We start from the raw sequence: 23,063 nt of genomic DNA on the forward strand, positions 1-23,063 counted from the left end.
TGGCAATAAGCGAGCCTCGAATAGAGATACCTGCTCGGAGTGTAGACATGTTTATCATCACACCGAATAGCCACAAGTTCGATAGGACGCTCCGTGTACAACCGTCCTGAAGCAGAAATAAGGAGCAAGCGTCGGATTTCTGGCATTCAAAATTACGGTCGAAAAGTTGTCGACTTGATAATCTTGTTACTATCTCTCATAGCGATCATCATCGTTGGGTGCTACTTCGCGCTGGCCAGTCCGTGAAGTGAACTTCACAGCGGGCTGATGAATTGCCGTCACGTTCGAACCTGTCTGAAGCCCCGTCAACGAAGGTAGATGCACCGTCAGGCAGCGACCATAACCGTTGAAGAGCAGACAGACACCCTCATACTCCAGCCGCTTGTTTTTGCCTTACGGCAAGCGACCAAGATCAAGGTCGTAGATTCATGTCTCTGCAAGAGCATAGGCTTGGTCAGACGAGCATATCCAGCCCGTTATGTGACCACTTTTTTGTCCTGGCAGTCATGTTTGTGCCCTTCGTTCGTTATTTGTCCCTGCCCGACAGGACCGAGCTCAGGACCTGACGCACGGTTCCCCGGATGACGCCGCGTTGGTTAGGATCACCTTGGGCAAGTGTCGACGCCATGTTCTTGATCTGCTTGATGGTAAAATGCGGTGGCAGCGGCGGCACTTCAGGGTCAGTCTTCACCTCAAGAATAACCGGTCGGTCGCATGCCAGAGCCTCATCCCAGGCGGGTCCGAGATTTTCCGGGCGGTCGACGAATATCCCCTTGAGACCAATCAGCTCGGCGAAGCGATGATAAGGTACGTCGGGGATGCCCTGGGATGCTTCGAATTTTGGATCGCCCTCCATCACCCGCTGTTCCCATGTCACCTGATTCAGGTCTTCGTTATTGAACACGCAGATGACGAAGCGATGGTCGCTCCAACCCTTCCAGTATTTCGCCACGGTGATCATCTCAGCCATGTTGCTCATTTGCATGGCACCGTCGCCAACCAAGCCGATCACGGGCCGATCGGGGTGCGTGAATTTTGCCGCGATCGCGTAAGGCACCGCCGCACCCATCGATGCCAGTCCCCCAGACAGCGAGCCCTTCATTCCCGGGCGCATCTTGATATCGCGAGCATACCAATTAGCGCAGGAGCCGCTGTCGCTCGTCAGGATAACGTTGTCTGGAAGACGAGGCGACAATTCCCAAGCTACAAGCTGTGGATTGACCGGCTTGGCTTCGGTATGGGCGCGTCTCTCCAAAAGCTTCCACCAGTCGGCGACTTTTTTCTCGATATCGCTACGCCATTTGTTTTCCTTCTGCTGAAGAAGAGGAAGCAGGGCCCGCAGGGTAAACGCCGCGTCACCGGCGAGATTGACCTCCATCGGATAGCGCAGCGACAGCATGCCCGGTTGAAGGTCGATCTGGACGCCACGTGCCTGGCCTTCCTTGGGCAGGAACTCCGAGTAGGGAAATCCCGATCCAATCATGAGGAGCGTGTCGCAGTCGCGCATGAGATCCCAGGATGGTTCCGTCCCAAGCAGGCCGATTGAGCCGGTGACCCAAGGCAGGTGATCGGAAAGTACCGCCTTGCCGAGCAACGCCTTTGCCGCCCCCGCGCCTAGACGATCTGATACGGCGACCACCTCGTTTGTCGCGTTGAGCGCACCAGCGCCGACCAGAATGGCGACCCGCTCGCCGGCGTTGAGCACCTCGGCAGCCGCCTGAAGGTCTTCCTGCTGCGGTATGACGTCCGGAGGCCGGTACCCCACCCCAGAATGAACGGTCCCGTGAACGCGTGGCGGGTCTTCGTAAGGCATGTCCTGAAGGTCGTTCGGCAACACAAGCGCGGTAACTGCCCGATTGGCCAGCGCAATCCGCACCGCCCGGTCAACGAGATGGCGGACCTGAGCTGGTGTTGTGGCTTGATGGACGAAATCGCTGGCGACGTCCTTGAACAAGGACACAAGGTCGACTTCCTGCTGGTAGTGGCCTCCCAGCGCGCTCAAGGCCTGCTGCCCAACGATTGCCAGAACGGGTTGGTGGTCGAGCTTCGCGTCATATAGACCAGTGATGAGGTGAGATGCACCTGGTCCGGACGTGGCAATGCAGACGCCGAGCTCACCGGAGAATTTGGCGTGAGCGGAGGCCATGAATGCCGCCATTTCTTCATGCCGGGCCTGCACGAACTCGATCTTTTCCTCCGCCCGGTTGAGCGCTCCAAAAACGCCGTTGATGCCGTCTCCGGGATACCCATACATCCTACGAACGCCCCATGCGTATAGGCGGGAAACGATGAAATCGCTAACGGTCTTCGTCATGGAATGCTCTTTCTGCAGCGAGGAAAAGACAGGGGTGATGGGGCCGCAACCGGCGACCGCTTCATAAGTTCCATTCATTCTTCCGATGAAGTGCAAACTTACCCCGTGCGGTGAGGCAATGGTTTCGGATCGATTCCGAAAAGGGTTGATGGCGACGATATCGGCATAAGCGTTGTCACGATGGGTGGTTCAGATTTGCCGGACTCCATGGAACTCGTAAGCTCGTCTCCTGTTCGTGAGTTCAGTAAGCCACCGAAATGCGAAGCGTGATTTTTTGCTTGCTGGGATCGCCGTACGCAAAAGCGAGGAAGGAACCCTATGCCTGAGAAGACACCCAACCCGGAAAGTGACGCAGCACGCTCTGATCCAGCGGTTGCGGACAAAAACCGCCAAGCCCTGAAGGAAAAAGCTGAAAAGGGTATCGAGAAAAACCGAAAACTGGACGAAGAAAATGACGAGCGGACATAGACGACGCAAGCGCCTTACCCCCGTCAAAAAAGCCCCCTCAGTGGGGGCTTCTGTCGATTACTCTTTCGGCTGCCAGGGAATGATAGCCTGCAGTGAATGGTCGTCCTGATTGGCAAACCGGCCAAGATTGGCGTTAAATTTGATCTCCTTGATCGAGAGGGTGAATTTCGTTTCGCCGTTGGTGTTCGTGCCCTGCCAGAGGCCGCCGACCTCAAGCTCGTAACCTTTGGGTGACTTTCCGAACACGCGGTGCGTTGGAGCTTTCTCGTTGTTTGAGTGGAAGGGTACTGCCGAAATCTCGATGTCGTGGGTGAGGGTGGAAATCCGACCGTTGCCTTTGGCGTTTGCGATGTCGTCGCTTTCGAACTGGATGAAGTTGGTGAGCTTGTTGGTCATGGTAGTGTTCCTTTGTTGGGGTTGCGATGATCGTTCACAAAGCATGGCGGTAAGGAGCACTGCACCTGTAGGGCCGCAGCAAAGCGGAGGAGGGCAGGTCGGAATAAATTTGGCTCGCGAGGAAGCCGAAGGCGGGGAAATTTCTTGCGAGCTGGCTTTGCAAGTGAGCCGTCGCCATGCGAACGGGCATTTTGAGCAACCCGATCAGAGGAATACGTGCACCAACACAGCGGTCAGACGGTCGTGTTCGTGGCACACGAAGCATTCGCCCTGCAGTGCCGGCATCCACGTCCTCCCGTAGCCATCGGCATGGCACACACGGTTCAAGCTGAACATCGGCGTACTCACCCATTTCAGAATCACCCATTTTCACGAACGGCCGAACGCTGGCGCTTTTCGGCGCGACCGTCGATACTCGGACGGCTTTTCGATCTCAGCAGACCAAATTCCAAGCCCAGCCGTCTTCGCCCGTTGCTCAGCCGCGATATACGCCTTCAGCTCCATTCGGTGCTGCTTGGGAAGATAGCGAAACAACGTCTCGGCCAAACCCGCTGCGACTATCGCTAGCCCGACATCACGGCCGCTTTCAAAGCATTGTGCGACCAAGCGGCGGTATTGGTCCATGTCGATCACACGGCACTCCACATGCTTCCCATCTGCAATGCTGCGCATAAAACTGCGGGCGGCCTTGCCGCACAGCCATTCGACTTCCCAACGGAAGCCGGTTTGATCCACCTCGCAAGCATCAATCGCAGCGAGCCGAATACGCTGTTTGCGTATGCTAATGGTATCCCCATCGATGACCCTGGCAGTGCCGGAGATTGTTAGGGGAGGGGGCAGCGATCCAGCAATGACGGGCTGTGCTAGCAAGGCTGTTGCCAGCGCGATCAAAACTAGTCTCATGTCAGGCCGCCGCCCATGTTTCGAGTAACGAGCGCATGAACGGATCGAGAAAGATGCAGCGTACCTGCAGCAGCTCGCTCGGTCATGGCACGCAAATAACCGCCCGGTGATGTCACTTCCTGCATATCCTGTTTCTGAAGTGTGATGGCGATCGCCACGGCGGCCGCCTGTTTACCCATCTGATTGATGGCCCGATCGCGAGCATCCGGGGAGATGCCGGCAATCACAGCCATCTCAGGTACGGCCCGCATCAGATCTGACCAACACGTGACGCGCAGGCCCCAAGTTTGGGTAATTACTGGCGTGGCACGCAGCAAATCTTGAAGTGCGACATGGCCATCCGTGCTCTGCACCTGCCGCTTGCCTGGCTCGGCCTCGCTGCTCAGGCTTTCTTCCAAAGCCCATTTGCTGGCGGAGCCAGCCCTATGCAGGTTGGGTAGTTCGGCGGAAGCCGAACTCCGTTCCTCCTTACCGTGTACATTGGGATAGGGGTTTGTATTCTGTATGTGCTTATTGTTTTCGCGGTACACGCATCTTGTTTTTTCATCACTAAGGGCCTGTTTCTGGTGTTTCGCGAGGCCGCTGATTCGCTTTGCAATCCACTCCAAAAGAGCGGTCGCGCGCTTTAGGCGGATGCTTGGTGCACAAGTCGGCTTGCCCACACTTCCGATTATTCGCTGCAGGCGACGTTGGACTGAAGATGCTACTGTCGCCTCGGCACCTTCAGCTTCTTCAATGAGATTACGCACCATGCGCAAGCTCCCGCGATATCGACGCACTGCCGCGTTTGTCGCCGCTTCCTCAAGCTGCGCCGTTCTCACCAACTCTGTAAGTTCGCTGTAACGGGCAACCAGGATGCGAAGGTCAACACCGCATGCGTCAGTCGTGCCGCCGTCCAGGGAACGTTCAGAGTACCGCTTGTAATTACCGCTATCTTTCATCGTGATTAAACCGGCATCGAAAAGCCGCGACAGAATCGCGCTTACGCGGCTCTCGGAACGACCGATCTCGAAGGATAGTTGCCGGTTGGATTTGAACACCACGGGCTGGCCGTTTTTCTCAAACGCGATTTTAGGAGCCGTGTTGATGAGGCACCTCAGCAAAGCAGTCTCGGTCGTGTTGATAAGGCCTGTACATACGAGTTTCTCGACAAGTATCGTCAGCTCGGACCGTTGAACGGTTCCGAGTTCGGCTTGCTCGGCGATCGCGACGTAGCGCACACGATCAGGCGTGATCCTGCGACCGCTTGGCCGTGGTGAGTTGATAGGTGTCCCCATTGTCGTCCCGCTTTCTAAAAGCTGTGACAAGGCAAAGAAATACCGTTCGCCGAACCGGCGTTTTATGTTTGACTTAGGGGCGGAAGGATGCGAAAAAGACTTTGCTATTAGATTTTCTACATCCAGCCGCTTCCGGACTCGTTCGGGAGCGGTTTTTCTTTTGTGCCTGTCTGTGATCTCCATCGTGGTCATGATCAAGCATCGGACAGCGATTCCGCCCGAGCGCAGCGCACCATATTAAACCATAATAGCGTTATCAAATCTTTCTTCGATTTTGCCTGTAAAAACCGCGGTGAGGGCGAAAAGGCCCGCATTATCATGGATACCGCGGAAACATAGTCACTCCAGCGATCTCAAACGCCGTTCTCAATTGCCAACGTCAGTAAAAAGCAAATGTTTTTTAATCGCCTTTTATGTTTATTTCCGCATGTGACGCATGGTGGAGCATACTAGAAAGCCAAAAAAGGTTTCTGCGCGAGACGTTTGAAAGACTTGGAAAGGGAGATGAAACTGATTATATTGAGTTCAGGAGTGAAGCGCCGGGTTTCCCCGACGCTCCGTTTCCTAGGATATGAATTGAACCCGGATCGTGAGTGACCAGCTCTTCCGGGTTCTTTTCATTTCTAGGGTAACGCTAATGGGCATAAGCCACATTTTGCTACCTCCTTTTGAGAACGAGGCCATTGCCTCGGCCAGAGTGGCCAATCCTCTCTGGTTGCGCGGGCTGGCTCCGCGCTTGCTGCTTCCGCTCTCAAAACTCGTTGCCTAGGGCTATACCGCCCTTGCTCTCAAATCAATGCTCAACCTATCGCTTGAAACAGCGCCAAATGTTGGGCGCGCGCCATTACACGAACGAGTTCGACTGGCCGACATACTGACTCTCCTACAGGCGCCTCAAGCCTCGATAAATAGGAACGCGCGAGTTCCGTGGTGCTCGCTCCGAATTCCAAGATTCCGACCCATATGTGAGCGGAGGCAACCAGAGTCCAGCAGCGGAAGAGGGAACCATCCTTTTCCTTCTGGGAGGGGAGAGTAATGCATACGAATGGAACGCATTCCATGGGACGAGCATGAGACTTATTGCACCTCGTCAATTTAAGAAGAACCAGAATTAGCCAAGGCGGAACTAAACAAAGCACAGATGCTTTGTTATAGAACTGACCTATTAACTAGCGACACTACTTAGTTCGGATTCAGGTATTCATTTTTTAATTGAGGGTGGAGAAATCATTTGAGATACGCAGTCGTCAGGAAAGGCGCCGACAAAGAAGAAATCGTCTTTGAAGAAGACAACATCACTTTGTGCTTCGGCTGGATCAGGAAACAACTCAAAACACTAGATCAGGAAGCCGGCGACGACTTCATTGTGATAGACCGGGATTTCGAAAAAACCTGACGAAGCGCCCGCGCGGAAAGAAGCTTCCTCTTTGGCCGCTACTCTAGCCGGCTAGGTCGTCGATTTTGATGCCGAAAGGGTGCGAAGGAAAGAAAACTAGGAGCAGTTTGTGTAAGATTGCTACCTTTCGGGGGACGCTTTCGTTCCTTCGCAGCGCACTCGTAGCGCGCTTCTCCGCAGTCTACAAGAAATTCGCGTACCGCGAGCGGGGCTTTGCCCCGCCCCTTCAGTTCGGCCGCGGTCGCGTCCGGAGCCTCCGCCGTCACTTCGGCGCTTTGGTGAGCACGTTCTGGCTCCGGCTCAAACCAAGGGCATGGAGGGAAGACGATGATCAATGAAATTCAGATGCTCTCTGACAGAACTAGTCGACCACCAGGCCGATGAGTTTGCGGTCCACGGCGCACGCTTCGATGATGGTGAGCTCGCCGTTCAGAACCCCAACCATTTCCGCAGCCGTCAGCGCACGAAAATTATAGCGGTAAAGCGCCATAGCCGTCATTTCAGGTTGGTCGTCGGCCTCGAGCCGCTTGACCTCAGCACGCTGGTCCAAGGCAGCTTGCCGGCATGCTTCTTCCGTATATGCGAAATAGAGGCTTTCGTCAGAACCTGGCGTGATCTGATATGCCCAAAGCTCAAATTCCATTCAGCTGCCCTCCATGAATCGACGCATCAGATCGCGCTCATCATGCAAACTGAACATTATGGAAATTCAACAAAGCGGGCGGGTGGGGAGTTCGAGGGGCGGGGCTTCAGGGGAGCCCTTCGAAGGTGGCCGGGTTCCTCGTAAACCCGGCCGGTGGTCCCGCCGTATCTCCTGCAGTTCCACTGCCTCTCACCTAAGCGAAAATTTTCGCGGGGCAAGTGCCTGATGTTGCAGAACACGAGTAATTGGCGCACTGTAGAGCTAGAAGGGAACGTGGGTGCCAGCCCAAACGCCTTTTGGCGATTGCAGTCATCTGCAGACGCGTACCAAAGGCCGAACGCGACCCAAGTGTTTGTGAGACACGTCGCGTTCGGCCTTCGCTTTTCTAATGGTCTCTAGCAGTAGATTTCAGCGGTCAATCCGCTGAGTTGCGACAGATGCGCTCCAACCTTCCGCGCCAATTCTAGCGTGTCGCAATCGGTTATGGCCTCGCATCCGCCTGCGGTCAAATGGCCGTAAACCGTGAAAAACTCCGCCTCGTCACGTGACATGCCGCCAACAATCGATGTTTCGTTGGTGCCTTCTTCCGCGACGTTGACGCAATCGCTAATTTCGAGACCATTGAACAAGCGCCAATCCGGCTCCGCATAACCCGTACAGCAGTTGAAAAGCTCGGAAAGGGTGAATGGAGAGGTGGGGCGCATCAACGTGCGCCCTTCAATTCAGCCATCTTGGCTCCAAGATGCCACAGGGCTTTGTTCAGCTTGATATCCTGATCGATACCCGTCACGGCGCGAGACTTCACCTTGCGAGGCCGTCCAAGGTCATCGCGACCATAAGCCCTGATGCCGCCCTTAATGGCGTTTTCTTGGACAACATTCCATGTCGTCCAGAGGTCATCGCCAAGGTCTCCGGTGCGGCGCTGCGTCAAAAGCTGCGCTGGCTTGATCGGTGTTGTCGTGTCGCCACCGGCATCACCAAACCGGAGCATGTGGGCGCTCTGCGCGAGAATTTCTTTCTCTTCGCTGTTAAGACGCAGGCTAGACCAGTCTTGCGGGGCCACCAGCGCGGTTTCAGCGGCTTTTAGAACCGTGTAGGTCGCATCGATGACTTTACCCTGTACGTCGCCAGAATGACGGACTTTGGTCTCTTCAATCGTGCCGGTCTGCGTGACAAGCGAGTTGAGGCAACGGATGCGGAACAATCCGGCCATCAATTCATAGGCGCTGGTGCCGTCGTTGGCGTTCTTCAGGAGGATTTCGCAAACAGTATCGCCGACATGATAGGTTTTGCCATCATCGACGCGGCGAAGGCGGATGAGGTGCTTTGTGAAGTCTGCCTTGCCTTCAGTACGGGTGGCAGATTGCTTTGCGCCAACTGGTACGAAGCCTTCAGCCGTCAACGCCCGCAGGATCTCAATCGTCGGGATTGGCTGGAAGCGCTCGGAGCGGCTTTCATGTGCGGACGTCGCAAAGATAGACGGTGCGATGTTGCGCATTTCGTCCTCGGTCATAGCGCGGCCTGTGTCGAAACGTGCAGTGTGCGTGTAAACGGTCATAACAAATTCTCCAACGGTTCCCGAAATCCGAGAAGCAAGCCCCGCAGTGGGCGAAGCCTTCGCCCACCGTTCCGGTGGATGTGCCCCTCACATCCACCGGAACGAAGGGGGAAGGGCGAAGCCCGCTCCCCGTTGGTGCGCGGGGCTAGTCATGGGTCCGGCTGGCTGAAAAACGGAAGGTTCGCCGCCCTGGCGGTGAAAGCCGTTTTTCTGACAGACGGACAGGCGATAGCCTGCCTGCCCATTGGCGAGACCTGCGAACCATCGTAGAGCGGGAAATCAGACAGGGAGAAACGGCATTAAGCGCAGCGTATGCTCATTGCGAATGAGACCGCTCACGCGGTCGCTTTATTCCTTCGGGACAAGTGATCGTAACCGGAACGGCGGAGACGGCCGAACGGGCGGCTCCGGAGCGAAGCCATAGAGCGCGGTCGCGAAGCGATGGCCCCTCGCTGCCACAAGTCGTCGGTGTTAAGGCACAATTCCCATTCGTGTCAGAAAGTGGTACACAACAATCATTGGCACCAATCGATTGTGTAGGCGGTGGCAACTGAGGGTTAGTATGTGCTCCCGCCTGCTGAATGGAGGGGGCTGCGCTTCATGTCTAACCCATCAGAAATTGACGTTCCGCCGTTTCAGGACCCACTCGAAGATTGGGCTTCCCTGTTTTCATCGTCCCCAGAGATCCAGCGCAAACTGATCGACCTCACTATCGCGAAGACGATTGATGCTGTCCCAGAGATAATCGATGCGGACGACGTAGAGCGACCGGTATTCACGATCATGCGCTCAATTGCTCTGGAAGAGTTCGGTATTGACGCTGGAAATCATCACAATGGAGAAAGGAATGGGCATGAACGCCGAAACCATTCTCGTCGTGGTACTGGTTCTTCTTAACGTAATTGTTGTTTGTTTTGTTGGTGCTGTCGCATTCGAGTTTATCGGTCCGTTAGCCCGCTAGATCGTCCGGCGACAAATGATCGACACGGAATACGTCTGCATTGTCCTGGATTTCTCGGATACCCTTGAACGAGGCCTGACGCAGCTTACCTGCAGTCGTCCACCCTCGAAAATTGACCTCCGCGATGATGGTGGGTTCAGCCCATACCACGCTTGTCCGCGTGCCGGTGTAACGCACTGGCGACCGCTTTGCTTTCAGCCGGTCCAACATCTTACGCAGGTCGAGCGCCTGTTTTTGCTTGAAGCCCGTCCCGACTGAACCGACGTAGAAAAGCTCCTCACCTTTGTAAGCAGCCAGCAACAGCGCTCCAATACCTCCTAACCCGCTGGAAGCGGGTTCGTAGCCGACGACAAAGAAGCTTTCGCTTTGGACGCATTTGATTTTGAGCCAATCGCCATGTCGGCCGGATCGATAGGGGCTATCGCGATGCTTCGCGATAATCCCCTCGAGGCCAAAGTTGCAGGCGGATGCGAGAAGCTCAACGCCTTCCGCTTCGATGGTCTCAGAAAACATGATGCCAGGTGTCTCTGCGGGAATGAGATCCTCGAGCATGTGTCTACGTGAGGTTAGCTCAACATTCCGTAGATCGTGGCCGTCGAAATAGAGGAGGTCGAAGGCGACGAAAATTGCGTCTGACGACGACGCCTTACCCGAAGCCCCTCCGAGCGATTTTTGCAAAAGAGCGAAATCGGACCGTCCCTGTTCGTCCAGGACAACCGCCTCGCCATCGATGATAGCGCTGGCAATCGGCAGCCTCTCGACAGCAGCCTTGATAATCGGAAACCGGTGCGTCCAGTCGTGACCACTCTTGGTAAGAATACGGATGCCGGTGTGCTCGATGTGGACGGCGATCCGATAGCCGTCCCATTTCACCTCGAAATCCCACTCATCGCCCTTGGGCGGTTTTGATTTGAGCAGGGCAAGCGATGGCTCGATCCGCGCTGGCATCGGATCAAGATGAAGGTTCGGCTGCGCTGGATCGCGCTTACGCCGAGCCTTTGAGCGCAGCGGTTCGTCATGCCTCAGAAGAGGCTGTGCGGTTTTGGGCTTCTTCATAGGCCCATAATAGCACGAAGCTTTTACAACTCCTTTCCATCGTTCATACTTCTCGGGGAGCAGAGGGGAGTGCGACCGCTTGACCAAATTGCTTGAAAACGAACGAGAGTCGGCCGACACCTTTGCTCGCCTATCTGGCTACGCCACTTGGGAAAGGGCCGTCCATGCGGCAAAAGCAAACCTGTCCGTGAAAGCCTCAATACCCATCGGCGGAGATACAGGCTTTGGTATCGCGGTAATGTCCCTTCTTGCAAAAAGGGTGGGGTTGGAATTGGTTTGCCTTGGCAGCGAACTCACGCAGGCTGGCGAAAATGAACTTTGGCAACTTGTGAACCCACAGCAGCGCGGTACCGTGCAGTAGTACAATGTTCACGGCTTTCAGAGGTCGCGTAATGGCTAAGAACGTCTACAATTTCAGGCGCATAAAGTGGGGAGACCCAAGACCGAAACTCAAAGTGCTAGCTGAAGACCTGAAGCAAAAATCATGGATGGAGCGCCTGTCGAGCCTGTCGTTCGCCGCCCTCGTCCTCTCCCTCGCAACTCTGGCTTTCATTACAAGCGTCGTCATCGCCCACCTTCTGATCCGGTTCCCGTCCTGAATTGGTGAACTCAACCATTTGCGGATTACGCAGAAAAAAGGGGCCGTCACAGACGGTCCCTTCGTTCTCGCTCCAGGCAATCGCAAGCAATTGCTGTCGATTGGTCGCCTGAGCAGGTTCAACATGGGACAGGAGTTGAAAATGTGCCCAAGTAACCCATGGACCTGGAAGCAGGTCATCATCATCGTCCTGCAGATCATCATCGTGATCTTGCAATAGATGAGTTCGGCACGGTCTATTGCAGGAGACCGTGCCGAACAATTTCATGATTATCCTCTCCGTCTTGATCGTCAATCGATCTCGTCACGCGATGGGAAGCCGGTCGCAGCCGGGAGGAGCCTGCGACCGGCGCGACTGCACTAAGCAGCCACTTCGGAGAACTGGATGATATCTGCGGTCTCGATCATCTCATCGGTTGCGTCAGTCTGGATCGCCTCGGCAATCCCCTGCTTTTCGGACGAGGCATCGTCGAATAGGAGAGGGGCAGGGAGCCAACCTGTGCCTTTAAGGGCCTTGGCAGCGAATGCAGCCGCGTCGCTCTTCTTCATGTCGATAATGCCCTTGGCGAACTCTTCGCCCTTCGCCTTCGCCACTGACGCCTGAATGGTTGCGCGGTTCATATGGGCAAAGCAGTTATCGACGGTTGGCTCGAAATGATTGCGCATGTCGGTCCCGAGTGCTGCGGCCAGCTGCTTGGAATGGTTGAAGTGCTTGGCGTTACCATAGGTTGACTTGCCTTCGACAACATTGACTGTACCAGCGGCTGCAAAGGCAAGAAGCTCGAGCAACTCGTTCGGCTTTAAATCCATGCACCAGCCCCAGAGTGCGTCCGGATTGGACGGAAGGCGGCTCTTGATATCTTCAGATCCTGCATCCAGCTCGGTAAGCGCCTTGGAGTTCTGCGGCTCTTTCAAGCTGCCATCAAGGCCGAAACTTTTGGTCGAAATCTCGAGGCACGAATAATCAGTCGCGTGGCGGTAGAAGGCCGAAAGCAGCATTGAGTGAACAACGGTCACGAGCGCAACGCTATGGTTTTTGGCGAGTTCTGAACGGAGCGCTGCAGTCTTCTGCGCCGTGAGGTCTTCAACAAATGGTGCGGAAAGTTTTGCGCCCTTTTCCTCGGGTGCAGCCTCGCCTTGCGATGGAACAGCCTCCTGCTTCTCTCTCCGGACAAATCCCCTCTCGATGCGCAGTTGGCCGTTGTAGCTGAGAGCGATAAATACGCCGCCTTTCGCAATGACCTCCGGAGCGTAGGCTTCTTTTTCCAACGCATCGAGGCGTCCTGTGATAGCAGCCACTCGGCCTTCGGCTTTGTCGTCAGCAACACCGTCTTCAATCTGCGCGCATAGATCGTCCCGTTCACTTGTGAGCGCGTCATGCTGAGCCTGCTCGTCTTCTGAAAGCGCTACCGCCTCTGCATAGTGCCGGTCAAACTCCGCGACAGACGGATAGGACCATTCAGTCAGGCTTTCGACCCATGCCCATCCTTCCGCTTTCAGTGCGGAAATGGTTTCTTCCAGTTTTTGAGCAACTAAACTTTCGACTAGGGCCGGATCGTTTGCAAATCCACCATCGGCGGCAAAAAGGTCACGCGTCACCATGCCGCCCGCTTGCTCATATGCCGTCAGTCCACCAATGAAGACCAGCCGTTTGTCTGTGGCGGAAATACCATCCGTCACGAGCGCGCCTTTGATCTGCGACGCAGAACGATTATAATAGGGCAGTGTCTCCCAGACATGCTTTTGCGCGTCTTGGTCACGGTGATCGTGAAGGCAGAGAGCTGTTCGAAATTCATTTTGCCAGCGGAAAACTCCGCGTGGAGATCGGGGTGGACTTTGGAAAGCTTCAACCGGCGCTGAACGATGATTTCTGTCGTAGAGAAACGCGCTGCGATGTCCGCAATAGGCAAGCCAGCGTCGGCCAGGTGCGCGAAAGCATGATACTGCTCAATCGGGTCCATATCGTCGCGCATGACGTTTTCAGCGATGGAGAGGGCAATCGCTCCGGCCTCATTGATCTGCTTCACCATGCAGTCGAACTCAAAGGTTTTCGGCAGGCGACCGGCTTCGATCAGGAGATTTACGGCGCGGAAACGACGGCTACCTGCCGTGATTAAGTAGTGCCCCTTCTTTTCTGCAGGACGCACAACAATGTTCTGCAGGACGCCTTCACGCGCGATGTTCTCCGCCAGCTCCGCCAGCTTGGCAGCGTTGAAAGTCTTACGGGCATTCAAAGGGTCGATAGCAAGCTTAGATACAGCGACTTTCACGGTGGCAGCGATTTGAGCGGTCATAATGTGTTCTCCAACGGTTCCCGAAATCCGAGAAGCAAGCCCCGCAGTGGGCGAAGCCTTTCACCCACCGTTCCGGTGGATGTGCCCTCACATCCACCGGAACGAAGGGGGGAAGGGCGAAGCCCGCTCCCCGTTGGTGCGCGGGGCTAGTCATGGGTCCGGCTGCCTGAAAAACGGAAGGTTTGCCGAATTGGCGGTGAAAGCCGTTTTTCTGACAGACGCACAGGCGACAGCCTGCTTGCCCATTGGCGAGACGTGCGGACCATCGTAGAGCGGGAAATCAGACAGCAGAGAATGGCATTAAGCGCAGCGTATGCTCATTGCGAATGAGACCGCAAAGCGGTCGCGTTATTCCTTCAGGAAAAGTGAACGTAACCGGAACGGCGGAGACGGCCGAAAGGCGCGGCTCCGTGGCGCAGCCATAGAGCACGGTTGCGAGCGATGGCCGTGGACACGAGTTGTTACAGGTACGTAAATGGGCGTGATTAAATGGCCGTCCCTGATATAGTCTTGTTATTGGCACCAACCGAATGTGTAGGCGGTGGCAACTGAGGGTTACTACGTGCTCCCGCCTGCTAATGGAGGAGCACCTTATGGGTAACTCGCCATTCAATCATGAGAGCTTGCTTAGAAGTCTTTTGGAGGATTGGGCGCGGCGTTTTACGCCAGATCCAACGCTTCAACATGAGCTCGTCGAGACGACGATAGCCAGAACAATCGATCTTCTCCCACAAGTGGCGGAAGAGGTCGATATCGACAAGCACCTGTTCAAAACGATGCATTCCATTGCTCTCGAGAGTTTCGAACGGGCAGCCGCAGAAGAGACGCAGCCGCAATATCGGCAAATGTCATGAGCGCCGAAACGAAGCTCGTGATCTTTCTCATCGTGCTCAATGCCATCGTGATCGGAACTGTCACGGCGATAGCCTTCGGCTGGATTGGGCCGTTGGCCGCTTACAACGGCTGAATACTAACCCGCCTTCCCATTGGCGAGGCCTGCGGACCATCGTAGAGCGGGAAATCGAACAGTAGAGACGGGCATTAAGCGGAGCGTATGCTCAAGCGATCGAGACCGCAAAAGCGGTCACTGTTTTCCTTTCGAGGACGACAAAATTAGCTTTTGGAAACTCTGCGATAGTTCAACTTCTATTTGATTGCCAGAGCCGGGTGGTTCTGCACTCGTTGATGTGAAAGGTGTCATCTGCCATGAGCTGGCCACCCACGTTGTAGTGCAACGCGCCTCCCATTCCCAACCCAGCGGAATACCCCAGAAATCGTCGACGACAGATTCGGGCTGGTTACAGAAGATAACCTGAGGGGACTTTTCGGCCAGCTTATGTTTTCCCCAACGCTCCCAATAGGCTTGCTTTGCGGCATCAAGAACTTCATCGTCGCCAATGCGATTGAAGCAACCGTAAAACTTGAAGGCTCCAGCCATCATCACGGCTAATACGTAGATCATCACCATCGCGGCGATATTTTTCATCCACCTTTTAATTGTTTTCATCGTCGCGGACTTTCGTGTTCTGCAATCTCTGGTCTCGCCAGCGGAATCATGAGCTTAGCAACCGATCACGATTGCGGTCCAGATACCCGCGAAAGACGAGTGCCTCTACGAATTGGCCCCGTCCGCCTTGGGCGAACAATCGGCACTCTTAGGCGTTACGTAGTTTGACGAAATCGAGGGCCAGACATGTGCAATTTATACCGCGTCCAGACGAACCAACAGGCAATTCGCGAGATTGCGGGAGCAATGCAGGAAAGGCTCAACCTTGAACCTGACGTGGAGGTTTACCCGGATCGCGTTGCTCCTGTTGTGAGGAATAACGGACATGAACGCGAACTGGCGGCTTTGACGTGGGGAATGCCATCGCTGGCTTTCGTCACCAATGGCAACCCTGATACGGGCGTTACCAATATCCGCAACGTCGGATCGGCACATTGGCGTCGGTGGCTGCGGCCAGAAAACCGGTGTGTCGTGCCGTGGACGACGTTTTGCGAGTGGGAAGATACGAAACCCCGCAAGACGAAACGCTGGTTCGCCATCAACGAAGATCAGCCGCTGGCGTTTTTCGCGGGAATTTGGACGGCATGGTCCGGAAGTCGCGGTTCGCTGAAAAACCCACGCCCAGGCGAACACCAACTGTACGGTTTTCTGACTTGTGAACCAAACGACGTAGTGCGACCAATCCATCCAAAGGCTATGCCAGTCATCTTGAGGAACAAGGACGAGGTAGATCTGTGGATGAACGCACCTTGGACCGAAGCGAGCGCGCTTCAACGGCCTTTGCCCAATGACGGACTTATGTTGCTGCCCGCTGAAGAAGAAGCGGTGCAAAGAGATCTATTTGGTTAAATGAGACTCGCTCTACAAAGCAAAACTCCCCGGAACTGGAGGGTCCGGGGAGTGAAACCTAGGGTGGCCTAGGCCAACTTTGACTGGAGTCAAATTGCCCACACATGGGGGGGCCCATGGTTGGATACGGAGCTTTTTAACTCGCGTTACAGATTATAGAACGAATCGAATTCTGTCTAAGGGAAAATGGTTCTGACACCTTATTTTCTTCGCGCACAAAGTAGTGATCAGACACGAATCTTAACTTTGAAAACAAAGCGTTAGGCAATACCAAAAAACCCCGGCATTGCTGCCGGGGTTTCCATCACTGACAGATGTCAGATCAGATTAGAACGAACGCTGCAGACGGATGAAGCCGTTAACTTCGTCGTCTACGTCGTCTACGTCGAGGTAGTTAACAGCGATCTTCGTGGAGAGGCCCTGCGTGATTTTGTAATCAAGCGTCAGACCAGCCTGCCAAGCGTCGTTGTTCGAGAACTCGTTGCCGCCAACGTAGTAGTTACCGAACCACTGAGCACCGGGGGTGATCGTCAGCTTGTCGGTTGCCTTGATTGCGTATTCAGCAGCAACGGCCCACTCGGATTCAGAGTAGTAAGCGTTTGCGCCGGAAGCCCAAACACCAGCGAGGCCGAACGTGCCAGGACCGATGTCAGCAGTCATGATACCGCGAACAGCGCCTTCTTCACGGTCGATGTCGTAACCGCCGATGAGCTGGAAGGAAGCTACGCCGAGCTTCGCGCCAACGCCAGCAGAGATACCAACGTTGTTGTCCTGATCTTCGTAGCCGAGTTCGATGCCTTCGAGTTCGTCAGCCGAGATACCAGCCCAGAACGAGCCAGCGTCGTAGGTGTAACGAACCGAGTTGAACAGAGCGTTCGTGGACAGAACGTCAGACTCGCCAGAGAGACCATCGTCCCACCAGTTGTAGAACTTACCGACCTTCAGGCCGCCGATTTCGATGAACGCCTGGTCAACGAAAACGCCAGAATCGGCTGCAGAACCGTTGTCAGCGTTGCCGCGGAAGCCGATGAAGCCACGCAGAGCGCCGAGTTCGGTGTCGGTGCGGGTGTCAACTTCGAACTGAGCGCGTGTGAACGAATCCCAGTCAGACGTGCCGGAAGCGTCACGACCAACGTTGGTCTGGAAACGGATGTAACCGCCGAACTTCAGGCAGGTTTCGGTGCCCGGGATGTAGAAGAAGCCAGTGCCGAATGCGTCGCAAACGCGAACGTATTCCAGGGGCTCAGGCTCAGCAGCAACGATAGCGTCGGCAGCCTGTGCGCCAGAGACTGCTGCGAGAGCAGCAGCGGAGCCGATAAGAAGGCTCTTAATGTTCATGATTGACCTCCAGTCAATAATTGGATTTTTTTTAACGCAGTCCAGAAGGCCGGTTCCCCCGCCGCCATGCCCCGCGCTGATTCACAAAAGACAGAGATTTGTTGCCTAACGCAACGCTGCGTTTGGATTCTAGCGCCCAATTCATCTGCCTAAATTTCAATCTGTATCAAATTGGCCACACAAATTTGATGTGCGCCGCACACGCCTGAAAGACGTTAAAACATCGTTACCAGCGAAAGCGGCGCCGACGCCTCAAAGCAGGGAGTTGCAGAGACTGCGACTCTAGCGGCGTGCAACTTCTATTTGATTGCCAAAGCCTAGTGGTTTTGCACTCGCTGATAGGAAAGGTATCACCCGCCATGAACTGGCCACCTACTTTGTAGCTGCACCGCCTCCCATCCCAGCCCAGCAGAACACCCCAGAAATAGTGGACGACAGATTCGGGCTGGTTACAGAAGACCTGAGGGGACTTATCAGCCAGCTGATGTTTTGCAACACGACGCTCCCAAATAGGCTTTCTTTGCGGCATCAAGGCGAGGTCGATCTCTGTGGATGAACGCACCTTGGACCGAAGCGAGCGCGCTTCAACGGCCTTTGCCCAATGACGGACTTATGTTGCTGCCCGCTGAGGAAGAAGCGGTGCAAAGAGATCTATTTGGTTAAATGAGGCTCGCTCTACAAAGCAAAACTCCCCGGAACTGGAGGGTCCGGGGAGTGAAACCTAGGGTGGCCTAGGCCAACTTTGACTGGAGTCAAATTGCTCATTCTACGCAGGGACGCGAAGAGTGGATCAGAGCTTTCCAACTCGCATAGCAGGTTACAGAACGAATCAAATTTTGTCTAAGGGAAAATGGTTCTGACACCTTATTTTCTTTGCGCACAAAGTAGTGATCAGACGCGAATCTTAACTTTGAAAACAATGCGTTAGCCAGCAACGAAAAACCCCGGCATTGCTGCCGGGGTTTCCATCACTGACAGATGTCAGATCAGATTAGAACGAGCGCTGCAGACGGATGAAGCCGTTAACTTCGTCGTCTACGTCGTCTACGTCGAGGTAGTTAACAGCGATCTTCGTGGAGAGGCCCTGCGTGATTTTGTAATCAAGCGTCAGACCAGCCTGCCAAGCGTCGTTGTTCGAGAACTCGTTGCCGCCAACGTAGTAGTTACCGAACCACTGAGCACCGGGGGTGATCGTCAGCTTGTCGGTTGCCTTGATTGCGTATTCAGCAGCAACGGCCCACTCGGATTCAGAGTAGTAAGCGTTTGCGCCGGAAGCCCAAACACCAGCGAGGCCGAACGTGCCAGGACCGATGTCAGCAGTCATGATACCGCGAACAGCGCCTTCTTCACGGTCGATGTCGTAACCGCCGATGAGCTGGAAGGAAGCTACGCCGAGCTTCGCGCCAACGCCAGCAGAGATACCAACGTTGTTGTCCTGATCTTCGTAGCCGAGTTCGATGCCTTCGAGTTCGTCAGCCGAGATACCAGCCCAGAACGAGCCAGCGTCGTAGGTGTAACGAACCGAGTTGAACAGAGCGTTCGTGGACAGAACGTCAGACTCGCCAGAGAGACCATCGTCCCACCAGTTGTAGAACTTACCGACCTTCAGGCCGCCGATTTCGATGAACGCCTGGTCAACGAAAACGCCAGAATCGGCTGCAGAACCGTTGTCAGCGTTGCCGCGGAAGCCGATGAAGCCACGCAGAGCGCCGAGTTCGGTGTCGGTGCGGGTGTCAACTTCGAACTGAGCGCGTGTGAACGAATCCCAGTCAGACGTGCCGGAAGCGTCACGACCAACGTTGGTCTGGAAACGGATGTAACCGCCGAACTTCAGGCAGGTTTCGGTGCCCGGGATGTAGAAGAAGCCAGTGCCGAATGCGTCGCAAACGCGAACGTATTCCAGGGGCTCAGGCTCAGCAGCAACGATAGCGTCGGCAGCCTGTGCGCCAGATACTGCTGCGAGAGCAGCAGCGGAGCCGATAAGAAGGCTCTTAATGTTCATGATTGACCTCCAGTCAATAATTGGATTTTTTTTAACGCAGTCAAGAAGGCCGGTTCCCCCGCCGCCATGCCCCGCGCTGATTCACAAAAGACAGAGATTTTCTGCCTAACGCAACGCTGCGTTTGGAATCTAGCGCCCAATTCATCTGCCTAAATTTCAATCTGTATCAAATTGGCCACACAAATTTGATGTGCGCCGCACACGCCTGAAAGACGTTAAAACATCGTTACCGGGGGTGGTTGGGAAATTCCCGGAAGTGGACGTGTGAGCGCTGAGAATGGGCAGACTCGCAGCAATCTTAACGCTATCATGTTTACATTTTCCTAAATCAACTGTGATTTCCAAATTCTCGAAAATCTAGCGTTTCATTCGATTATCGTCGAAAATCTCTCATTTATCAAACCCAGTTGATGTTTGGTGCATTGCGTTCTCTGAGGAATTACGTCATTGGATTGCTCCTGCACTTCGCAAATAACGCAAAAAAGGTTTTAAAAAGAAGGCCAGCGTGCATGCTACACGCTAGCCGGTTTTCCTCGAACCCGATCGGACGAATTCAAAGGAAAGTGTATGGAGCTTCCATCTTTCAAGTTTGCCGGAAATACGCTTTTAAAGCTGTTTATTTCCACCACCATGATTTTGCATATGAACGCGGTGGTAGCATTGTCCGCCCCCGCTGTTTCTGGAACTCGCGGTTGTATCCTGAAGCCAGGAGATATCACTGTCAGATATACCGGAGGCCATGATAATAGCCAGCCCGAGTATGCATCGTGCGAGAGTGTCTACAAGAACTACGAGCTGAGCGTGGATAATTTCGTCACAACTGGCGAAATCAACAACGCGTTCCAGCAAATCCAGAACGAATACCAGAACTACGTCAACACCGTCGTAAACAATAACAACAACAACGCGGCCAATGATGTGAAGAATGGCGAACAGGACGGACGCTTGGACGCAATTGAAAATAAAAATGCGGAGCAGGATGGTCGGCTTGATGCGGTCGAGCAAAAGAATGCTGAGCAGGATTCCCGGCTGGACGGTCACGACAAGGACATCGCTGATATCAAGAACAACGGCGTGTTCTACAACACCGACGCACAAGGTAACAAGACTGGCGGCCTCACGCTGAATGATGGGACTGGCAATCCCGTTCAGATCAGCAATGTCGCTGCAGGCCAAAGTGCGACAGATGCCGTCAACGTCGCTCAGCTTGATTCGACAGTGGCTGCACTCGGTGGTGGCGCGAAGATCAACGCCGACGGCACTGTTCAAGCGCCGGTCTACGAGGTTGCGGGTCTTCAATATAACAATGTCGGCGACGCTCTGAAGGCGACGTACGAGTCCGGCGTGCAATATGTCACGGGTGCCAACGGCAAACGCACGAATGACATCGTCCTGACTGGTGACGGCACAGGCCCGGTGTCGATCCACAATGTTGCTGACGGCAAGGCTGACACTGACGCTGCCAACGTGCGTCAGGTCAAACAGGCAACGCAGGACGCCAAGACTTACACGGACCAGCGGCTTGTTGAGCTGCAGTCTCAGAGCAGCAATCAGTTTTCGGCTCTGAGCAGCCAGATTGAGCGCAACCTGCAGGAAACACGCGGCGGTATCGCATCGGCGATGGGAATGGCGGCGCTGCGTTTCGACAACAATCCCGGCAAGATTTCGTTCGCCTCGGGCTTGGGCAACTTCAAAGGCGCGACGTCTGTCGTCGCCGGCATGGGCTACACGTCCGAGGATGGCATGGTCCGCGTAAATGCATCCATGGGCTATAACTTCGGCGAGAACGACGTTTCCTGGAACGCCGGCGCTTCTTTCACCCTGAACTGACAATCGGGGTGTTCCCCATAATCGACTGGAGCCAATCATGAAACGCATGTTTTTGACGCTCGCGATCGCAAGCGCTGCTTCGTACGCCTGGGCCGAGGAGCCGACCTTACTCGAACTGCCTGCGACTGAACAAGTTGCGGCAGAAGTGCCTCCCGCACCGCAAGCCAACCCATTTGCCGTGCGAGCCCCCGTTGCGGATCCCGGCGAGCATGTTGAACTTGGAGACATCCTTTCTATCAACAGAGGTTTTGAAACCTGGAATCTCGCTTGTAGTGTCCGGATCTCATCCGGCCGGCGTTCTTGTTCGATTGAGCAGATCATTATTGATACGGGCGCAAAGGCTGCGACACGATCCTCCGTCAAATGGGGTATCGGGTCTAGCCTCGCAAAAAGGTCGATGCTTTTCGTTCATGTCACGAGCAACTTTGCACCCGAGAACGGCTTGCGGCTTTTCTTTGCCGGGGTTGAGAAAACAATCCCGCAACAAGAATGGTTCTGCTCAAGTGAAGGCTGCATCACCGCCTTTCCTTTCGAAGGGATTATTCAGTCCGCGGTCCAATCCTCACAAGAAATCGGCTTCGCCTATAAGGTGAAGACCCCGACCGGTGAGATAGGCGAGGTCGATCTTGCGGGGAACATGGCAGGTTTCGACAAAGCCCTGCAGGTCGCCGCGACCAATCCCTTCGCCAGTGTTGCACCGTCACAGAAATTAATCGATCTGAAGAAAGAAGAACCTGCTCCGAAAGCCGCTTTATCGGTTCCGAAGAAACCGGCAAAACCAGTGCGCCAGGGAGCTCGAAACGACGCTCCCAAGCAGAAGGCGTCAGAGCTTTACTGATGCGACATTAATGAGCATAAAAAGGACCAAAGATGGTCCTTTTTCTAGCCCTGTCTCGCGCTGGCGACCCGTCGCTTTAAGAGTAGTGAGAAGTCGCCTACCACTTTTCCCAGATGTACCGTCAAAACCGGACGACTATAGTTCTCTCCACTCAAATGGAGAGATTGACTATGTTTGATCTTCAAGCTCTTGTACCCCTTCTTTTAATAGGGGCCGCAGTCTTTGTATTCTTCAAATGGGTCGGCCGGGATATGAGCGGTCCACAAGACAAAAAGAAACGTGGCCGATAATCTCGCATGGGCTGCATCTCGTGTTGGCCGACAAGGGAATCACGAGGCAGAAACGAAATTGAATCATCGGTTACGCTGGCTCTTGCCTCCCGACACAGATTGCTGGGTCGGCTACCATGATGGCAGAGAGGTGGCTCAGGTCTGGCCGCATGGCTTAGTCGGAAACTCGGTTGCTGAATGGCGTTGGGAGCTATTGTTTCGCGAACTGGCGGGTTCAGTCCCTGGTACAACCGACGAGGATCACGATCGCTACCGAGCCCAGCGCCAAGCTTCAGACGCGTATTTCTCGTAACGCTCCCCGTTGCTGAATCTTCTAAACTCATAGACCGCACCAGACGGTGCGGGCCGCCAGCGACTTTGAACACCAGGCGGGTCCTCAAATTTTGCCTGCACTTGCCGTTGGTCGATAGAACGGCGGAGCAGGAGCCACAACGGACCCAAAGCATTATCGAAAATAAGAAATTTCGGTAGGAAATGGTAAACCAAGCCAATCTCTATATGACGAAATTGTGGCTGCGGTTTTCGAAAAAGGCAGACTTTCGTAC

At 54.6% G+C, this 23,063-nt stretch carries 21 protein-coding genes; 7 read left to right on the forward strand and 14 right to left on the reverse strand.

Translation table 11 applies throughout. The features are described from left to right. Nucleotides 1-526: 526 nt before the first annotated feature. Entirely contained in the window at nucleotides 527-2,314 is a 1,788-nt protein-coding gene (locus HWX89_RS13800) for a thiamine pyrophosphate-requiring protein (RefSeq protein ID WP_138793972.1), read from the reverse strand. 318 nt (nucleotides 2,315-2,632) lie between these two features. On the opposite strand from HWX89_RS13800, the gene HWX89_RS13805 reads away from it, so the two are divergent. Beyond that, entirely contained in the window at nucleotides 2,633-2,782 is a 150-nt protein-coding gene (locus tag HWX89_RS13805) for a hypothetical protein (RefSeq protein ID WP_178340763.1), read from the forward strand. 57 nt (nucleotides 2,783-2,839) lie between these two features. Here the strand turns inward: HWX89_RS13805 and HWX89_RS13810 are convergent, their stop codons facing one another. The 6 genes from HWX89_RS13810 to HWX89_RS13840 form a co-directional block, all read right to left on the reverse strand. Continuing rightward, nucleotides 2,840-3,178 carry a DUF736 family protein gene (locus tag HWX89_RS13810; RefSeq protein WP_138793971.1) on the reverse strand — a complete coding sequence of 113 codons (339 nt, stop codon included), beginning with the start codon at nucleotides 3,176-3,178 and terminating at the stop codon, nucleotides 2,840-2,842. Between the two features lie 369 nt (nucleotides 3,179-3,547). Further along, nucleotides 3,548-4,081, reverse strand: coding sequence for a thermonuclease family protein (locus HWX89_RS13815; RefSeq protein WP_138793970.1), 534 nt, complete (start codon nucleotides 4,079-4,081; stop codon nucleotides 3,548-3,550). Beyond that, nucleotides 4,078-5,550, reverse strand: coding sequence for a plasmid replication protein RepC (gene repC / locus HWX89_RS13820; RefSeq protein ID WP_246705167.1), 1,473 nt, complete (start codon nucleotides 5,548-5,550; stop codon nucleotides 4,078-4,080). Before repC ends, HWX89_RS13815 begins: the two co-directional genes overlap by 4 nt. A gap of 1,565 nt (nucleotides 5,551-7,115) precedes the next feature. Beyond that, the gene (locus tag HWX89_RS13830; protein ID WP_138793969.1) at nucleotides 7,116-7,397 is read right to left on the reverse strand and encodes a hypothetical protein; all 282 of its coding nucleotides are present in this window, start codon (nucleotides 7,395-7,397) and stop codon (nucleotides 7,116-7,118) included. 395 nt (nucleotides 7,398-7,792) lie between these two features. Further along, a complete protein-coding gene (locus tag HWX89_RS13835) occupies nucleotides 7,793-8,101 on the reverse strand; it encodes a hypothetical protein (RefSeq protein WP_138793968.1) in 309 nt (102 codons plus the stop codon). Beyond that, entirely contained in the window at nucleotides 8,101-8,955 is an 855-nt protein-coding gene (locus tag HWX89_RS13840; RefSeq protein WP_138793967.1) for a DUF932 domain-containing protein, read from the reverse strand. Before HWX89_RS13840 ends, HWX89_RS13835 begins: the two co-directional genes overlap by 1 nt. Nucleotides 8,956-9,555: 600 nt before the next feature. On the opposite strand from HWX89_RS13840, the gene HWX89_RS13845 reads away from it, so the two are divergent. Next, complete coding sequence (locus tag HWX89_RS13845) at nucleotides 9,556-9,852, forward strand: hypothetical protein (RefSeq protein WP_138793966.1); 297 nt, start codon at nucleotides 9,556-9,558, stop codon at nucleotides 9,850-9,852. A gap of 52 nt (nucleotides 9,853-9,904) precedes the next feature. Here the strand turns inward: HWX89_RS13845 and ligD are convergent, their stop codons facing one another. Continuing rightward, nucleotides 9,905-10,972: a non-homologous end-joining DNA ligase gene (ligD, locus tag HWX89_RS13850; RefSeq protein WP_138793965.1), complete on the reverse strand. Its 1,068-nt coding sequence runs from the start codon at nucleotides 10,970-10,972 to the stop codon at nucleotides 9,905-9,907. 79 nt (nucleotides 10,973-11,051) lie between these two features. Between ligD and HWX89_RS13855 the strand changes: the two genes are divergently transcribed. Continuing rightward, nucleotides 11,052-11,333 (forward strand): hypothetical protein, encoded by a 282-nt coding sequence (locus HWX89_RS13855; RefSeq protein ID WP_138793964.1) that lies wholly within the window; start codon nucleotides 11,052-11,054, stop codon nucleotides 11,331-11,333. A gap of 121 nt (nucleotides 11,334-11,454) precedes the next feature. On the opposite strand, the gene HWX89_RS13860 is transcribed toward HWX89_RS13855, so the two are convergent. From HWX89_RS13860 to HWX89_RS13870, 3 genes are all read right to left on the reverse strand, one after another. Continuing rightward, nucleotides 11,455-11,838, reverse strand: a complete 384-nt coding sequence (locus tag HWX89_RS13860; protein WP_138793963.1) for a hypothetical protein — start codon at nucleotides 11,836-11,838, stop codon at nucleotides 11,455-11,457. A 92-nt stretch (nucleotides 11,839-11,930) separates the two neighbouring features. Continuing rightward, complete coding sequence (locus tag HWX89_RS13865; protein WP_138793962.1) at nucleotides 11,931-13,250, reverse strand: hypothetical protein; 1,320 nt, start codon at nucleotides 13,248-13,250, stop codon at nucleotides 11,931-11,933. Continuing rightward, nucleotides 13,247-13,864: a ParB/RepB/Spo0J family partition protein gene (locus tag HWX89_RS13870; protein WP_138793961.1), complete on the reverse strand. Its 618-nt coding sequence runs from the start codon at nucleotides 13,862-13,864 to the stop codon at nucleotides 13,247-13,249. Before HWX89_RS13870 ends, HWX89_RS13865 begins: the two co-directional genes overlap by 4 nt. Before the next feature lie 593 nt (nucleotides 13,865-14,457). On the opposite strand from HWX89_RS13870, the gene HWX89_RS13875 reads away from it, so the two are divergent. Next, the gene (locus HWX89_RS13875; protein ID WP_138793960.1) at nucleotides 14,458-14,718 is read left to right on the forward strand and encodes a hypothetical protein; all 261 of its coding nucleotides are present in this window, start codon (nucleotides 14,458-14,460) and stop codon (nucleotides 14,716-14,718) included. A gap of 230 nt (nucleotides 14,719-14,948) precedes the next feature. Here HWX89_RS13875 and HWX89_RS13880 read toward each other — a convergent pair whose 3' ends face one another. Next, nucleotides 14,949-15,371: a hypothetical protein gene (locus HWX89_RS13880; protein ID WP_138793959.1), complete on the reverse strand. Its 423-nt coding sequence runs from the start codon at nucleotides 15,369-15,371 to the stop codon at nucleotides 14,949-14,951. 186 nt (nucleotides 15,372-15,557) lie between these two features. On the opposite strand from HWX89_RS13880, the gene HWX89_RS13885 reads away from it, so the two are divergent. Then, nucleotides 15,558-16,220: an SOS response-associated peptidase gene (locus HWX89_RS13885; RefSeq protein ID WP_138793958.1), complete on the forward strand. Its 663-nt coding sequence runs from the start codon at nucleotides 15,558-15,560 to the stop codon at nucleotides 16,218-16,220. Between the two features lie 327 nt (nucleotides 16,221-16,547). On the opposite strand, the gene HWX89_RS13890 is transcribed toward HWX89_RS13885, so the two are convergent. Both HWX89_RS13890 and HWX89_RS13895 read right to left on the reverse strand, forming a co-directional pair. Then, the gene (locus tag HWX89_RS13890; protein ID WP_138793957.1) at nucleotides 16,548-17,558 is read right to left on the reverse strand and encodes a porin; all 1,011 of its coding nucleotides are present in this window, start codon (nucleotides 17,556-17,558) and stop codon (nucleotides 16,548-16,550) included. Between the two features lie 991 nt (nucleotides 17,559-18,549). Next, on the reverse strand, nucleotides 18,550-19,560 hold the full coding sequence (locus HWX89_RS13895; protein ID WP_138793957.1) for a porin: 1,011 nt from the start codon (nucleotides 19,558-19,560) through the stop codon (nucleotides 18,550-18,552). An 801-nt stretch (nucleotides 19,561-20,361) separates the two neighbouring features. Here HWX89_RS13895 and HWX89_RS13900 point away from each other — a divergent pair. Further along, a complete protein-coding gene (locus HWX89_RS13900) occupies nucleotides 20,362-21,390 on the forward strand; it encodes a YadA-like family protein (protein ID WP_353505680.1) in 1,029 nt (342 codons plus the stop codon). Nucleotides 21,391-21,427: 37 nt separating this feature from the next. After that, on the forward strand, nucleotides 21,428-22,228 hold the full coding sequence (locus HWX89_RS13905; RefSeq protein WP_138793954.1) for an invasion associated locus B family protein: 801 nt from the start codon (nucleotides 21,428-21,430) through the stop codon (nucleotides 22,226-22,228). Nucleotides 22,229-23,063 lie beyond the last annotated feature (835 nt).

It is taken from the genome of Rhizobium sp. RM, assembly GCF_013390595.1.
GTDB lineage: Bacteria > Pseudomonadota > Alphaproteobacteria > Rhizobiales > Rhizobiaceae > Agrobacterium.